At 71.5% G+C, this 14439-nt stretch carries 13 protein-coding genes; 7 read left to right on the top strand and 6 right to left on the bottom strand.

Annotated features, from left to right (window positions below):
- The first annotated feature begins 251 nt into the window (after positions 1-251).
- Both aceE and ACIA73_RS08700 read left to right on the top strand, forming a co-directional pair.
- Positions 252-2924: a pyruvate dehydrogenase (acetyl-transferring), homodimeric type gene (gene aceE, locus ACIA73_RS08695; protein WP_399437608.1), complete on the top strand. Its 2673-nt coding sequence runs from the start codon at positions 252-254 to the stop codon at positions 2922-2924.
- Positions 2925-3055: 131 nt separating this feature from the next.
- Positions 3056-4051: a helix-turn-helix transcriptional regulator gene (locus tag ACIA73_RS08700; protein ID WP_399437609.1), complete on the top strand. Its 996-nt coding sequence runs from the start codon at positions 3056-3058 to the stop codon at positions 4049-4051.
- A 33-nt stretch (positions 4052-4084) separates the two neighbouring features.
- On the opposite strand, the gene ACIA73_RS08705 is transcribed toward ACIA73_RS08700, so the two are convergent.
- Together ACIA73_RS08705 and ACIA73_RS08710 are read right to left on the bottom strand one after the other, a co-directional pair.
- The gene (locus ACIA73_RS08705; RefSeq protein WP_399437610.1) at positions 4085-5011 is read right to left on the bottom strand and encodes an SDR family oxidoreductase; all 927 of its coding nucleotides are present in this window, start codon (positions 5009-5011) and stop codon (positions 4085-4087) included.
- A 124-nt stretch (positions 5012-5135) separates the two neighbouring features.
- Positions 5136-7139, bottom strand: coding sequence for a hypothetical protein (locus tag ACIA73_RS08710; protein WP_399437611.1), 2004 nt, complete (start codon positions 7137-7139; stop codon positions 5136-5138).
- Positions 7140-7357: 218 nt separating this feature from the next.
- On the opposite strand from ACIA73_RS08710, the gene ACIA73_RS08715 reads away from it, so the two are divergent.
- Entirely contained in the window at positions 7358-7876 is a 519-nt protein-coding gene (locus ACIA73_RS08715) for a DUF4240 domain-containing protein (RefSeq protein WP_399438032.1), read from the top strand.
- 91 nt (positions 7877-7967) lie between these two features.
- Here ACIA73_RS08715 and ACIA73_RS08720 read toward each other — a convergent pair whose 3' ends face one another.
- Positions 7968-8627, bottom strand: coding sequence for an O-methyltransferase (locus ACIA73_RS08720; protein ID WP_399437612.1), 660 nt, complete (start codon positions 8625-8627; stop codon positions 7968-7970).
- Between the two features lie 69 nt (positions 8628-8696).
- Here ACIA73_RS08720 and ACIA73_RS08725 point away from each other — a divergent pair, with 69 nt between their 5' ends.
- Positions 8697-9389: a TetR/AcrR family transcriptional regulator gene (locus tag ACIA73_RS08725; RefSeq protein ID WP_399437614.1), complete on the top strand. Its 693-nt coding sequence runs from the start codon at positions 8697-8699 to the stop codon at positions 9387-9389.
- Entirely contained in the window at positions 9386-9757 is a 372-nt protein-coding gene (locus ACIA73_RS08730) for a hypothetical protein (protein ID WP_399437615.1), read from the top strand. Before ACIA73_RS08725 ends, ACIA73_RS08730 begins: the two co-directional genes overlap by 4 nt.
- A 99-nt stretch (positions 9758-9856) precedes the next feature.
- Here ACIA73_RS08730 and ACIA73_RS08735 read toward each other — a convergent pair whose 3' ends face one another.
- Positions 9857-10633, bottom strand: a complete 777-nt coding sequence (locus tag ACIA73_RS08735) for an SDR family NAD(P)-dependent oxidoreductase (protein ID WP_399437616.1) — start codon at positions 10631-10633, stop codon at positions 9857-9859.
- Between the two features lie 129 nt (positions 10634-10762).
- Between ACIA73_RS08735 and ACIA73_RS08740 the strand changes: the two genes are divergently transcribed.
- A complete protein-coding gene (locus ACIA73_RS08740; RefSeq protein ID WP_399437617.1) occupies positions 10763-11404 on the top strand; it encodes a TetR/AcrR family transcriptional regulator in 642 nt (213 codons plus the stop codon).
- Positions 11405-11475: 71 nt separating this feature from the next.
- Here the strand turns inward: ACIA73_RS08740 and ACIA73_RS08745 are convergent, their stop codons facing one another.
- Together ACIA73_RS08745 and ACIA73_RS08750 are read right to left on the bottom strand one after the other, a co-directional pair.
- Complete coding sequence (locus ACIA73_RS08745) at positions 11476-12645, bottom strand: PP2C family protein-serine/threonine phosphatase (RefSeq protein ID WP_399437618.1); 1170 nt, start codon at positions 12643-12645, stop codon at positions 11476-11478.
- A 144-nt stretch (positions 12646-12789) separates the two neighbouring features.
- Positions 12790-13338, bottom strand: coding sequence for a GNAT family N-acetyltransferase (locus ACIA73_RS08750; protein WP_399437619.1), 549 nt, complete (start codon positions 13336-13338; stop codon positions 12790-12792).
- Positions 13339-13393: 55 nt separating this feature from the next.
- Here ACIA73_RS08750 and ACIA73_RS08755 point away from each other — a divergent pair, with 55 nt between their 5' ends.
- A complete protein-coding gene (locus tag ACIA73_RS08755) occupies positions 13394-14290 on the top strand; it encodes a TIGR01777 family oxidoreductase (RefSeq protein ID WP_399437620.1) in 897 nt (298 codons plus the stop codon).
- The last annotated feature ends 149 nt before the right edge of the window (positions 14291-14439 follow it).

Genomic DNA, 14439 nt, shown 5'->3' on the forward strand with positions numbered 1-14439 from the left:
GCAACACCCGCCCGTTCTGCCCGAATCATCCCGCTTACTAGTGACACTTCGTGCCCATTTTTGTGGCACGGGATGCCTATTTCGGTGCGCGGGAGAATTTTTTGGTCTCAAACTTTGATCGATCATCGATCAGTTGCTTACAGTCGACGGCGGACCTCATCCGGTCCGCACATCGGGTCCCGTCCTGCCAGACACAGACCCCCCGCACCACCCTCTCCACCCCACCCCCTCCTTTACCGGAAGGCGGCGTCATGACCGACTCCGTACGCAACCGTCCGAGCGAGCTCGACCAGCTCCCGGACCGCGACACCGAAGAGACCGCCGAATGGGCGGCCTCCCTCGACGCCGTCGCCAAGGCCGCCGGTTCGAACCGTGCCGAATACCTGATGCGTCGCACCCTCCATCACGCCGAGGCCGCCGGACTGGCGCTGCCCAAGCTGCTGGAGACGGACTACGTCAACACCATCCCCACCTCCGCCGAGCCCGAGTTCGACGGTGACCTGGAGATGGAGAGCCGGATCACCGCGTGGAACCGCTGGAACGCGGCGGCCATGGTGACCCGCGGTTCGCGCTTCGGCGTCGGCGGCCACATAGCCACCTTCGCGTCGGCCGCCTGGCTGTACGAGACCGGCTTCAACCACTTCTTCCGTGGCAAGGAGGGGGACGGCTCCGGCGACCAGCTCTACATCCAGGGCCACGCCTCCCCCGGCATCTACGCCCGCGCCTTCCTGGACGGCCGTCTGAACGAGAGCCACCTCGACAACTTCCGGCAGGAGTCGGGCGGCGAGGGCCTCCCCTCCTACCCGCACCCCCGCCGCCTCCCCTGGCTGTGGGAGTTCCCCACGGTCTCCATGGGCCTGGGCCCGCTGTCCGCGATCTACCAGGCGCGGTTCAACCGCTACCTGGAGAACCGCAACATCAAGGACACCTCGAACTCCCACGTCTGGGCGTTCCTGGGCGACGGCGAGATGGACGAGCCCGAGGCGACGGCAGCGCTCACGCTGGCCGCCCGCGAGGGTCTGGACAACCTGACCTTCGTCATCAACTGCAACCTGCAGCGCCTCGACGGCCCGGTCCGTGCCAACTTCCGCGTGGTGCAGGAGCTGGAAGGCGCCTTCCGCGGCGCCGGCTGGAACGTCGTCAAGTCGCTGTGGGGCTCGGCCTGGGACGAGCTGTTCCAGCTCGACACCACGGGTGCGCTGGTACGCCGGCTGCGCGCGGTCCCGGACGCCCAGTTCCAGACCTACGCCACCCGCGACGTCGCCTACATCCGCGAGCACTTCTTCGGCGCCGAGCCCGCCCTCAAGCAGCTCGGTGACGTCCTGACCGACGCCAAGATCGCCGAGTGCTTCCACACCTCGCGCGGCGGCCACGAGGCCCGCAAGGTGTACGCGGCGTACAAGGCGGCCGTCGAGCACAAGGGCGCGCCGACCGTGATCCTCGCCCAGACGGTGAAGGGCTACACGCTCGGCCCGACCTTCGAGTCGCGCAACGCCAACCACCAGATGAAGAAGCTCACCGGCAAGGAGTTCCGCGCGATGCGCGACCTGCTTGAGCTTCCGATCCCGGACGCCAAGCTGGACGACAGCCTCGTCCCGTACGGCCACCCGGGCGTCGACTCCGCCGAGGTCCGCTACCTCCAGGAGCGTCGCGCGGCGCTCGGCGGTCCGGCCCCGGCCCGTCGGGTGCACCCGGTCGCGCCCCTCCCCCAGCCGCAGGAGAAGTCCTTCGCCGCGCTGAAGAAGGGCTCGAAGCAGGGCATGGCCACCACCATGGCGTTCGTCCGCCTGGTGAAGGACCTGATGCGGGACAAGGAGACCGGCAAGCGCTGGGTCCCGATCGTCCCCGACGAGGCGCGCACCTTCGGCATGGAGGCGCTGTTCCCCTCCGCCGGCATCTACTCGCCGCTCGGCCAGACGTACGACCCGGTCGACCGCGACCAGCTGATGTACTACAAGGAGGCCAAGGACGGTCAGGTCCTCAACGAGGGCATCACCGAAGCCGGGGCCATGGCGGACTTCATCGCCGCGTCGACCGCGTACTCCACGCACGGCGAGACGATGATCCCGTTCTACATCTTCTACTCGATGTTCGGCTGGCAGCGGACCGGCGACCAGATGTGGCAGCTCGCCGACCAGCTCGGCAAGGGCTTCATCGTGGGCGCCACCGCCGGCCGTACGACGCTGACGGGTGAGGGTCTCCAGCACGCGGACGGCCACTCGCACCTGATCGCCGCCACCAACCCGGCGTCGCTCAACTACGACCCCGCGTTCGCCTACGAGGTCGCGGTGATCGTCCAGGACGGTCTGAAGCGGATGTACGGCGAGAAGCCGGAAGACGTCTTCTACTACCTGACGGTCTACAACGAGCCGATGCCGCAGCCCGCGATGCCCGAGGGCGTCGAGGAGGGCATCGTCAAGGGCCTCTACAAGTTCAAGGACGCCCCGGCGGCCACCTCGCCGGACGCCCCGCGCGCCCAGCTGCTGGCCTCCGGCACCGCGATCCACTGGATCCTTGAGGCCCAGGAACTGCTGGCCGCCGACTGGAACGTGTTCGCCGACGTCTGGTCCGCGACCTCGTGGGGCGAGCTGCGCCGCGACGCGCTGGACGCCGACGAGGCCGCGCTGCGGGGCGAGTTCCGCACCCCGTACGTGACGAAGGTGCTGGCCGACGCGCCGGGCCCGGTCGTCGCGGTCAGCGACTGGATGCGTCAGGTTCCGGACCAGATCAGCCAGTGGGTCGAGCAGGACTACACCTCGCTCGGCACGGACGGCTTCGGCCTCTCCGACACCCGTGAGGCGGCCCGCCGTCACTTCGGTGTCGACGCCCAGTCGATCGTGGTGGCGACGCTGGCCCAGCTGGCGAAGAAGGGCTCGGTCCCGGCTTCGGCGGTCAAGGAGGCCCGGGAGCGCTACGGGCTCTGAGGGGCTCAAGGCTCAGGGGCTGTGCCCCGAGGAGCTTCTGAATTGACCGGGGCCGGTGGCGCCGTGTGCGAGTGAGCACGCGGCACCACCGGCCCCGTGTCGTACGTCCCGCCCCGTAGCAGGATGGGGGCATGCGCGCTGCCCGCCTCATCAGAATGGTCCTGCTGCTCCAGTCCCGGCCGGTGATGTCGGCCGCCGAGCTGGCGCGCGAGCTGGAGGTCTCCGAGCGGACCATCACCCGGGACGCCCAGGCCCTCTCGGAGGCGGGTGTTCCGGTGTACGCCGACCGGGGCAGGACCGGCGGTTACCGGCTGATCGGCGGCTACCGGACCCGGCTGACGGGCCTGGGCCGCAGCGAGGCGGAGGCCCTCTTCCTGTCCGGACTGCCGGGCGCGCTGCGGGAGATGGGCCTTCAGGACGTGGCCTCGGCCGCCCGTCTTAAGGTGTCGGCGGCCCTGCTGCCCTCGCTCCGGGACGCCTCGGCGAGTGCCGCCCAGCGCTTCCACCTGGACGCCCCCGGCTGGTACCAGGAGCCGCAGACCCCTCAGCTGCTGCCCGCGATGGCGGAGGCGGTGTGGGGCGACCGGGTCGCCGAGACCCGTTACGCGCGGCGCGACCGCGAGGTGGAGCGGCGGCTGGAGCCGTACGGTCTCGTCCTCAAGACGGGCCTCTGGTACGTCTGCGCGCGGGCCGCCGACTCCGGCGACGTACGGGTGTACCGGCTGGACCGCTTCTCGGCGGTGACGGTCACCGATGAATCCTTCGTGCGGGACGAGGAGTTCGACCTTCCCGGCTTCTGGGAGGAGCGGGCGGCCGATTTCCTCCGGTCGATCCTGCGGATGCGGGTGGTGCTGCGGCTGACCCCGGCGGGGGTGCGGACGCTGCCCCGGGTGGCCGACCAGGCCGCCTCCCGCGAGGCCCTGGAGGCTGCTGGGGCACCGGATCCGGACGGCCGGGTGACAGTGAGTGTGCCGATGGAGTCGGTGGAGGTCGCGTACACCCAGCTGCTGGGGCTGGGTGCGGAGGCGGAGGTCCTGGAACCTCTGGAACTGCGGGAGTTGATCGCGGACACCGCCCGCCGGACGGCGGAGCTCTATCCCCCTCCCGGCGAGCGGCCTCGGCAGTAGGTGCCTCACCGGTAGCCCTCCCGTGCTGCGCCCTCAGCGGTAGTCGTCCGCCGACACCGTCTCCCCCGCCATGTACCGCGAGAGGTAGCCCCAGGCGTCCGGCTGCGAACCGTCCGCGTCGGTGACCCCGTACTCCTTCGCCAGCAGGGAGCTGGACAGCGACTGCCCGGTCCACCGGGCCCGGTCCGGGTCGGCCGCCAGGGCGGCGATGCCCCGGCCGACGTACACCGGCGACTCGGCGATCGCGAACGGCGGCTCCTTGGCGATGGCGTCGCGCCAGTTCGCCTCGGTGACGCCGAAGTGATCCAGCATCTGCTCGGAGCGCAGGAATCCGGGGGTGACCGAGACCGCCGTGCCGCCGACGCTCTTGAGGTCGTGCGCGAGGTTGAAGGCCATCCGGATCGGGGCGTTCTTGGCGAGGTCGTAGTAGAAGTTCTCGCGGAATCCGCGGTTCGTCTCGGCGGTGCCGTCGGTGATCTCGATGACCAGGCCGCCCTCACTCCGCGTCAGCAGGGGCAGGGCACAACTACTGGTGATGATGTGGCTCTTGACGCCGAGCTCCAGCATCCGCAGGCCGTGGTCCAGCCCGGTCTCCCACATCTTCTTGCCGAACTCGACCAGGTGCTCGCCGCCCCAGATGTCGTTCACCAGGACGTCGAGCCGGCCGCGCTCCCGGTCGATCCGGCCGACCAGGGCGCGGACCTGCTCGGGCTCCAGATGATCGGTGGGGACGGCGATGCCCTCGCCGCCGGCCGCCGTGACGAGCTCGGCCGTCTCCTCGATGGTTTCGGTGCTGCGCCCGACCTCGCTGAGGGCGGTACGGGTGGTGCGGCCGGTGACGTACACCGTCGCACCCCTCGCACCGAGCTGTACGGCGATGGTGCGGCCCGCGCCGCGGGTGGCTCCCGCGACCAGGGCGATCCGGCCGGTCAGGTCGCTCGATTGGCTCTTGTCGCTCATGGTGTGCTCCTTCGTACGGGGAGGCGTGGAGGGCCTCGTCCCGTACGAACGAGCATGTCGCTCAATCCGGACAGCTACTGTCGGGATTTCCGGCGAGCCGCGGAAATCCTCACGGGGGGAGTTCTCAGCGCAGCCCCTCCAGCTCCGAGCCGTCCGCCATCCTGGCCCGCAGCTGCGCCTGCGTCCCCTTCGGCGCCCTGACCGCCAGGAACGGCCCAGGTCCGGCCGCCTTCACGCCGCCGCTCGCCTCGATCCTGGTCACCTTCCGGCTGCCCGCCGCGAGCAGGTACCAGTTGCCGGACTTGGGCCCCTGCCAGCCGATGCCGGCCACCACGTGCTGGCCGAACCGGCTGCACGACGCGGTGTCCCGCACCTCCGCGACCGGCACTCCGGGCGCGGCCGGCCGGCCGCCCGGCAGCTGGAGCTGGATCAGTACCCGGCCGGGCCCGCGCCAGGTGTCGGCGCGGGTGCACACCCAGTCGGCGCGGCCCGCAGCCTCGGGGAGGTTCTGCTGGGCGTACACCCAGTTGTTGACCGCCCGGACACCCGCGCCGCGCAGCGAGGACAGGTGACAGGCGGTGCGTGCCCAGCTCTGCAGGGCGGCGGCGGAGGTGGCCTCGCGGGGCTGACGGGCGGGCGCGCCGCTGCCCGGGGGCGGGGTGTAGGTGAGGTGCACGGGGGCCTGGTCGCCGAGGTCGGTGAGGAGGAAGGCGTGCTTCTCGACGATCAGCTCGGAGGAGCGGAGCTGGAGGACCGGCCAGGAATCACAGGTTCCGCCCGCGCCGGGGCGGGGCACGGGGGCGGTCACTCCGTCGGCCCGTACCTCCAGGTTCCGGCCCGGCGCGTTCGGTTGCAGCAGATCACGCGTGACCGTCTCGTCGATCCAGGGCGCCGTCAGGAAGCGGGAGTTGGGGCCGTCCCGGGTGACGATCAGGGCGGCGCCGGTGACCACGTCGGCGTCGTCGGTGCGGGCGAAGTCGAGAACCGGCGGCTGTTTCGGGTCGGCGGGCTCGGCGTAGCGGACGGTGCGGTCGCCGTCGTTCAGCAGGACCACCGAGGTGCCGTCGACGTCGCCCGCGTAGAGCAGGCGGGGCGGCTGGGTGGGCGGCTGCGTCCCGGTACTGGGGGTGCTGGAGATCCGTACCGTACGGGCCGGACTCGCCCACACCTTGAGGGCGCGGTCCAGGAGCGCGGTGTCGTCCAGCCGGTCGCCGCGCGCGGGCCAGACGGTGAAGTCGACGCGCGAGGTGTCGGCCCATTCGTCCTTCCCGGCGCGTGCGAGGTTGCGGGGATCCAGGACGTGTTGGGCTATGGAGGCGTTGACCGTACCGGTGGCGGCCGCCCGTTCCTGGGGTTGCGGGCCTTCCCGCAGCACCAGCGGCAGGGTGACGGCGGCCACCGCGGCCACCACCACGGCCGCGCCCGCGGTACGGACGCGGTGGCGGCGGCGCAGCAGGTCGGTGGGGCGGGCGTGCACGAAGCAGGGGTCGAACTCGCCGGAGAGCAGGGGGTGCTGGGTGCCCTCGCCGGGCTCCCCCAGTGCCTGCCTGCCGAGCCGGTCGGCGGTGCGCAGGGCGAGGGCGGGTTCGGCGACACCGGCTTCGGAGAGCAGGGTGCGGGTGGTGTCCTCGTCCAGCTCCTCCACCCGGCGCAGGGCGAGGGCGGCTCGGGTGGCGGAGTCGGCCCCCGACAGGGCCTGTTCCAGGGCGAGTTCGGCGGCTCCACCGGCGGCGGGGAAGATCCGCAGGCCCCAGACGGCGGGGAGCGGGTGGCGCAGCCGGTGGGACCCTGGCCACCTGCCGGGCTTCTTCCCGTACGTCAGGGCCTCGCTCAGGACCCTGGCCCGGAGGGTGGCGTAGGCGCTGCGGGAAGCGGCCCGGGGGCCGCCGCGCTGGGCGGGGAGGTCCGGGGTCCTGCGCGTCCTGCGGGTGGGAAGCGCGCGCTGCACGATGCCGTGGGCGGCGAGGACCCGGCGATGACGGCCGAGGGTGGGCGGCAGGGTGATAAAGGCGATTCTGACCAGGCGCGGATAGTGCTCGACCAGGGCGGCCTCGGCCTGTGCCACGCCTAGTGGGGGCGGGGGGGCGCCGGCCGCGTCCGAGTGCTGCGTACGGTCTTCGATGTCCATCGCGAGGGCAACCCCTTTGAGGGTGAGAGTGCGTGCGTCGCTTTGCCCTTCAAACGAGTGAATCGTGGGACGGTCACACAGGTGGCGACAATGACGTCCGGAGGGACGTCGGAGCGGCCCGGTCCGGGGCCGCCGGCCGGAGCGTGAGTAACGAGACAGCCGACATCCGGCCGCTCCGCGTGCGTCGCACCCTCATAAGCCCGATGCTGGGTCACGTGATGGACGAGACGGAATTCTGGGAGATGGTCGACAGCACTCGCGCGGCCGCCGAGGGCGACCCCGAGGACCACGCCGAGCTGCTGGTCGAGCGACTGCTCCAGTCGGACCCCGACGCCGTCCTCGACTTCGCCAGACACTTCGAGGTGCGCTACAACCGCGCGTACCGCTGGGATCTGTGGGGGGCCGCGGCGGTGCTGCTGGGCGCGGCGAGCGACGACGCCTTCGACTACTTCCGGTGCTGGCTGATCGGCCAGGGCCGGGAGGTCTTCGAGGGGGCACTGCACGAGCCGGACGATCTGGCCGGGCTGCTGGACGAGTTCGACGACGAGATCGACGGGGACGGGGAGGAGTTGGGGTACGCCGCGGATGAGGCGTACGAGCAGTTGACGGGGGCGGTGGCACCGGATCTGGGGGTGCCCGGGCAGCCCGGGGAGCCGGTGGGGACGCCGATCGATCTGGACGACGACGGGGTGCTGGCTGACAGGTTTCCGCAGCTGTGGGAGCGGTTCGGGGACTAAGGGCCCGGCCCTTGGGGGGGGCAGGGCCTGTCCGGGGAGGGCTTGAGGCCTCTCTCCAGGGGGTGGGGCCTCTCCAGGGCGTGGGGCCTCTCTAGAGGCGGCAGCTGATCTCCATTCCGTCCTCCACCGGGAACGTGACGCTCTGATAGCCGTTGCGGGGGTCACGGACGTAGTCGAGGTAGGGCGCGAGGTCGTCCAGGTCGACGTCGTCGGCGACGACGAGGGTGCCGGGCGCGAGGCGTGGCTCCAGGAGGCGCAGGACGGGCAGGCAGAGGTCCTTCCAGCCGTCGAGGAGGACGAAGTCCGCGGAGCCGGCGGCCGCGAGGGTGTCGCGGGCATCGCCTTCGAGGACGGTGATCAGGTCGTCGAGGCCCGTCTCCGCGAACGTCCGGCGGGCGGCCGCGGCCTTCGCGGCGCTCAGTTCCGTACTGATCACCCGCCCCGTCCCGTTGTCGCGCACCGCGGCGGCGAGATGGAGCGTGGAGATGCCGAAGGACGTGCCGAACTCGACGACGGTGGCGGGGCGGGTGGCCCGGATCAGGTTGTAGAGGAGGCGGCCGCCCTGGGCCGAAATCGGCATGTAGACCTCCGCCTTGGCGTCGGCCTGCCCCTGCGGGTCGAGGTGCCGGAAGCCCTGGGGCCACGCCGCCCGGATCCGCTCGCTGGTCGCTTCGTCCTGTTCGGCATGCCGGAACATCCGGTCGAGAGCGGAGGCGACGCGGGGGTCTTCGAGGGTGTTGGTCGGTGTCATGGACTTAGAGTAGACGCACCGTTGCGTGCCGTCTAGAGTTCTGGCCTACTCTGGCAGCAGGAGGCAGACATGAAACGCGGAAGTACGGTCGCCAGGGCGGCCGGGCCGGCACCGACGGCACGCCATCACGGCAACAGGCACGGCCGTAGCGAGGAGGCCCGGCAGGCGGTACTGGAGGCGGCCGACGGCCTCTTGGTCGAGAAGGGCTTCACCGGCGTCACCATCGAGGGCATCGCCGCACGGGCGGGTGTCGCCAAGCAGACCGTCTACCGCTGGTGGAAGACCAAGACCGACATCCTCCTGGACGCCTTCCTCCAGGACGCGGCCGAAGCCCTGACCCCGCCGGACCACGGCGACCTGGCCGCGGACCTGCGCGCCCACCTGCACCAACTGGCCCTGTTCCTCACCGGGTCCGACGCGGGTGCCGTCTTCAGGGCCCTCATCGGGCACGCCCAGCACGATCCCGCGTTCGCCGCCGCCCTGCGGTCCGGGTATCTCGACGAACAGCGCCGCCGCGACCGGCTTCCGCTGGAGCGGGCGGCGGAACGCGGCCGGCTCCCCGCCGGGATCGACATGGCGGCGGAGATCGACCAGCTCGTGGGGCCGGTCTACCACCGCGTCCTGGTGACGGCGGAACCCGTTGACCGGGCGTTCACCGACCGCCTCGTCGAGGCCTTCCTGCGGCGCGTGGACGTAGCGGATGCAGCGGGTGCGGCGCATACGACGGACATGGCCGATGCGAGGGAGACGGGGAGCGGATGACTCTGAAGGCGGGCCAGCGGGTGGCGCTGGCAGTGGACATCCGGCTGACCGACTCTGCCGAGGTGGCGGGGGTCGTCGTCGGGATCCTGTCCCTGGCGGCCGGCACCGCCGGGACCGTGGAGCAGGTGGTCGGCCACCAGGACGAGAGCGCCGACGTACGCGAGTACGAGCGGCTCAAGTCGCTGCTCGACGCCTTCGGGGGCGAGATGCCCACCGGGAGCAGGGAGCAGCTCGAAGAGAAGATCGACTCCCTGGAACCCGCGTGGACCGCTTTCCAGGAACAGGCGCCCCGTGTGAGCGTGCGGGTCCGCTTCGACAACGGGTTCATCCTCGACGGGGCCCACGAGGACGTCTTCGTCCCTGCCTGAGGGTGCGTCGCGGAGCGGACCGGTGGCCGGTGACACCCCTGCCGGCCGGCCCCGGCCCGTACCCCGTCACAGCACTCAGTAGTGCGTGCCGCCGTGCACTCAGTAGTGCGTGCCGCCGTCGATCCGGATCTCCGTGCCCGTGATGAACGCCCCGTCCTCGGAGCCCAGCATGGCGACGACACCCGCCACCGTCTCCGGCCCCGCGAATCCCGCACCGAGGGCCGGGGCCAGCTTCATGAAGAGCGTCATGTCGGCGTCCTCGGGCAGGCCCGGGCCCCGGCCGCTGGTCATGTCGGAGGCGATGGAGCCCGGGGCCACGGCCACCACGCGCAGACCCTGCTTGCTGTACTCGGCCGCGAGGGCGTGCGTCATCGACTGGATGCCGCCCTTGCTGGCCGCGTAGGCGGACATGTAGGGGTGGGCGAAGGTGGCGGAGGTCGAGGAGAAGTTCACGACGACCGGCTTGTCACCGGCCAGCAGTGCCGGGAGGGACTCGCGGATCATCAGGAAGGTACCGGTCAGGTTGACCGTGATGATCTTGTCGAAGAAGTCCAGCGTGGTCTCGTGGGTGTGCGAGGAACGCAGGATTCCGGCGGCGTTGACCAGGACGTCGAGGCCTCCGAGGGTCTCGACGGCAGCGGCGACACCGGCCTTCACCGAGGCCTCGTCGGATATGTCCACGACGGCGGTCGCCAGACGCCCGGCGGCCTCCGCGGACACGGCCGCGGCCTGCTCGGCGGTCTCCTTGAGCCCGGCCTCGTTGACGTCGACGGCGACGACCCGGCCGCCCTCGGCGAGCACCCGGTGCACGGTGGCCCGGCCGATTCCGGAACCCGCACCACTGATCAGGACGCGGCGGCCTTCGTAACGCTTCATTCTCTGTCTCTCCCGGTTCCTACGAAGGGCCTCGGAGCGGCCCATGTCCAACACGGTACGCCTGCTTGGCACGTTTTGCCACTACGTCAACACACGCAGGCAGCTGCTCGGCGGGCGTAGTCTGCACTGGTGACCACCCAGCCATCGCCGCCGACCGCCCAGCCCTCCCTGACGGAGCGGCGCAAGGCGGCCACCCAGCTCGACATCGCCCGGGCCGCCGCCGAACTGTTCGCGGAGCACGGTCCGGACGGCACCACCGCCGAGGCCATCGCCACCCGCGCCGGGGTCGCGCTGCGCACCTTCTACCGCTACTTCCGCAACAAGCAGGACGCGGTCGCCCCACTGCTGGCGGCCGGCGGTGACCAGTGGCGCGAGCTGCTCGCGGCGGCGGAACCGGGGGCCGGAGTGCTCACCGCACTGGAGCGGGCGGTGGCGGAGGTGCTGTCCGCCCCGGACGCGCACGCCGTCGAGCAGCTGGGCTGGACCCGTGGGCTGCTGCGGGCGGCCGAGGAGGACCCGGCGCTGCGCGCCGTCTGGTACCGGGTGAACCAGGAGTCCGAGGAGCGTCTGACTCCGATCCTGGGCGCGCTGGCCGGGAAGGACGCCGACCCGCTGGAGGTGCGGCTCGCCGCCGCTGCCGCGACCGCCGCCATCCGTACGGCACTTGAGGCCTGGGCACTCACCGACGCCGCAACCGAGGGCCCGGGGTCACCCGCCGAACTGGCGGCCCGCTGCCTCAGGGAGCTGACGGGCGGGATGAGCCTGTCCTGACGGTCGGGGTGGGGTGAGTGGGGCAGGGTGGGGTGGTGGGGCACTGCCGACGGGCATCCGCCGCCTCGGCCTCAGTGGCCGTCCGGCTCCAGGAGCAGCAGTGCCACATCGTCGGCCCCGCTGCCGTCGGCACCCTTCTTCGCCCTCTTCGCGTTCCTCGGGTTGCCCGGATTCCTCGGGTTCCACGCGCTCTTCGCGGCGCCCGTGAACCGGGCCAGGTCGGCGAGGATCGCCTCCGTCAGCGCACCGGGCCCGTCAGCCGACGCCGCCAGCCCGGGCAGGCGGCGGGCCAGCGGATAGAAGTCGCCCTGTGCGTCGCGGGCCTCGGTGACGCCGTCGGTGTGGGCGAGCAGCCGGTCGCCGGGGAGCAGCGGGACCACGGTGACCGTCGGGGCGCCGAGTCCCGCCAGGCCGAGACCGAGCGGCGGGGCCGGGTCCAGGCGGAGCTCGGAGGCTTCGCCCGTGCGCAGCAGCAGGGGCGGCGGATGCCCGCAGGAGACGACCCGTACCTCCTGCTCACCCGACGGGAACTCCATCAGAACGGCGGTGGCGAAGAGCTCCGCGTGCTCGTCGGCGGCCGAGTCGACCACCAGTCGGCGGTCCATCCTGGCCGCCACTTGCGCCAGGTCCGCGTCGTCGAGCACGGCCTCGCGGAAGGCGCCGAGCAGGGCGGTGACGGTGGAGACGGCCGACAGGTCGTGCCCTTCCACATCGGCCACCACCGCCCGTACGCCCCAGGGCCCGGACCGTACGTCGTACAGGTCGCCGCTCACCAGCGCCCCCTGCTGGGCGGCACGGTAGAGACCGACGCAGCGCACCCGCCCGACCCGTTCGGGCAGCGGGGGCAGCACGGCGAGCTGGGCCGCGTCGGCGACGGTACTGACGCTGACCAGCTGGGCGTCGCGGCGGCTGCGCATCCAGGCGAAGCCGACACCGAGCAGCGCGGCGACGACGAACGACACGGTCGCGCCCGGATCGCCCTGCCAGCCGGGGGTGTAGGGGTGCACCAGGCCCAGCACCGCGAGACTGAGCAGCCCGGTGCCGAGCGGCCCGAAGGAGACGGCGGCGAGCGCGGGCAGCACGGCGAGGACATGGTCCAGTTCGGCCAGGTCGGAGAAGAAGTCGGCGACCGCGAGTACGGCCAGCAGCACCAGCGGCAGTGCACGCGCCCAGCGCGGCGCGGGCGCGCCCCGCAGCCACCCGGGAATCTCCTCGCCACGACGGGCACGGACCGAGCTCATACGGAACGGGCTCCTCTGCAGCCGTCGATCCGAGCGTTCAGGACGATCCGGCGCACCTGATGACACACCGGTTCGCCCCACTATGCCCCTATTGCGACAGGCGTGCGCCCTCAGTCGCCCGGCCCCGCCACAGCCGCGTCCGCCCTACTCCTCGGTGAGCGAGCGCCCCATCAGTACGTCGTCCACGTACTCCCCGCCCAGGAAGAACTCACCGGGCAGCACTCCCTCCACCACGAAGCCCTCCGACGCGTACAGGGCGCGGGCGGGCGCGTTGTGACTCAGCACCCGGAGGGTGAGCCGGCGGGCGCCGCGACGGGCGGCCTCCTCGCCGGCGGCCCGCAGCAGCAACCGCCCCAGACCCGTCCCCCGTGCGCTCTCGGCGACCGCGAGGCCGTTGATCTGGAGGACATGCGCGTTGCAGGCGAGCGGAGTGGGGCGCACCAGGCGGACGTATCCGCATATCGCGCCCCCCTCGGAACCGCCGAAGCCGCCGGAGTCCTCCGCGACGAGCACCTCGTCGGGCCGGTGAGTGACGTCGAAGTAGGGCTCGTACGGCGGCTCGGGCAACGGTGTGACGGCGTGCCGCGGCGACCAGGTATCGCGGTCGAGCCGCGCGAGCGCCGTGTCGTCGGCCAGGGTGGCGACGCGAATGGAGGGGGTGGGGGTGCGGCGCGCGGATTCCGTCTCTGGCATGGCGCCACTGTGCCACGGCGCGCACGGATGCCCTCTTCCGGGGCAGGATGGCCATATGCGGATCGCGATCAGCGGCTCTACGGGCCTCATCGGTACGGCACTTGTACGTTCCCTGCGCGCGGACGGGCACGAGGTGGTGCGTCTCGTGCGGCGTCCGGCCAGAGGCGGGGACGAGGTGACCTGGGATCCGAAACGCAGTTACGTGGACGCCGGCGGCCTCATCGGCTGCGAGGCGGTGGTGCATCTGGCCGGGGCGGGGATCGGCGACCACCGGTGGACCGACGCGTACAAGAAGGAACTGCGGGAGAGCAGGCTGCTCGGCACCGGGGCGCTCGCGGAGGCGGTGGCCTCGCTCGACGTACCACCGCGGGTGTTCGTCAGCGGCTCCGCGCTCGGTTTCTACGGGGAGACCGGCGACCGGCGGGTGGACGAGGAGGCGCCGCCCGGGGACGGGTTCCTGCCCGAGCTGTGCGTGGACTGGGAGGAGGCCGCGACGCCTGCCGAGGAGGCGGGGATCCGGACCGTGTTTCCGCGGACCGGGCTGGTGGTGGGGCGCGGCGGTGGCGCGTGGGGCCGGATGTTCCCCCTGTTCAAGGCAGGTCTCGGCGGGCGGCTCGGGGACGGGCGGCAGTACTGGAGCTTCATCGCCCTGCACGACGAGGTCGCGGCACTGCGGCATCTGATCGACACCGAGTCGCTGTCCGGGCCGGTGAACCTGACCGCCCCCGAACCGGTCACCAACCGCGAGGTCACGGCGGCGATGGGCCGCGTGCTGCACCGGCCCACCCTGTTCGCCGTACCGGCACCGGCGCTGCGGATCGCACTCGGGGAGATGGCGGGGGACGTCCTGGGCAGTCAGCGAGTGGTGCCGCAACGACTGCTGGAGTCCGGGTTCACCTTCGCCTTCCCGTCGATCGACGACGCGATCCGGGCGGCCCTGCACGACGACTGACAGACGACTGACATCGAACAGATGACAGATATCGATATCTGTCATCTGAAATTTGACGGCTGACGGCTGACGGCTGACAGAGGGCAGATATCAATTATCAATTTCTGTCAGCCCATTCCTGACTGAATCAACCCCCACCTCGATCATTC

Source organism: Streptomyces sp. NPDC051561 (genome assembly GCF_044454195.1).
GTDB lineage: Bacteria > Actinomycetota > Actinomycetes > Streptomycetales > Streptomycetaceae > Streptomyces.

What these genes read in the sequence shown, in the direction of transcription:
- ACIA73_RS08720 (WP_399437612.1), bottom strand. Translation starts at nt 8,627, where the DNA reads ATGACACCGACCAACACCCTCGAAGACCCCCGCGTCGCCTCCGCTCTC.
- ACIA73_RS08745 (WP_399437618.1), bottom strand. Translation starts at nt 12,645, where the DNA reads ATGAGCTCGGTCCGTGCCCGTCGTGGCGAGGAGATTCCCGGGTGGCTG.
- ACIA73_RS08700 (WP_399437609.1), top strand. Translation starts at nt 3,056, where the DNA reads ATGCGCGCTGCCCGCCTCATCAGAATGGTCCTGCTGCTCCAGTCCCGG.
- ACIA73_RS08750 (WP_399437619.1), bottom strand. Translation starts at nt 13,338, where the DNA reads ATGCCAGAGACGGAATCCGCGCGCCGCACCCCCACCCCCTCCATTCGC.
- ACIA73_RS08755 (WP_399437620.1), top strand. Translation starts at nt 13,394, where the DNA reads ATGCGGATCGCGATCAGCGGCTCTACGGGCCTCATCGGTACGGCACTT.
- ACIA73_RS08730 (WP_399437615.1), top strand. Translation starts at nt 9,386, where the DNA reads ATGACTCTGAAGGCGGGCCAGCGGGTGGCGCTGGCAGTGGACATCCGG.
- ACIA73_RS08725 (WP_399437614.1), top strand. Translation starts at nt 8,697, where the DNA reads ATGAAACGCGGAAGTACGGTCGCCAGGGCGGCCGGGCCGGCACCGACG.
- ACIA73_RS08715 (WP_399438032.1), top strand. Translation starts at nt 7,358, where the DNA reads ATGGACGAGACGGAATTCTGGGAGATGGTCGACAGCACTCGCGCGGCC.
- ACIA73_RS08710 (WP_399437611.1), bottom strand. Translation starts at nt 7,139, where the DNA reads ATGGACATCGAAGACCGTACGCAGCACTCGGACGCGGCCGGCGCCCCC.
- ACIA73_RS08705 (WP_399437610.1), bottom strand. Translation starts at nt 5,011, where the DNA reads ATGAGCGACAAGAGCCAATCGAGCGACCTGACCGGCCGGATCGCCCTG.
- ACIA73_RS08735 (WP_399437616.1), bottom strand. Translation starts at nt 10,633, where the DNA reads ATGAAGCGTTACGAAGGCCGCCGCGTCCTGATCAGTGGTGCGGGTTCC.
- aceE (WP_399437608.1), top strand. Translation starts at nt 252, where the DNA reads ATGACCGACTCCGTACGCAACCGTCCGAGCGAGCTCGACCAGCTCCCG.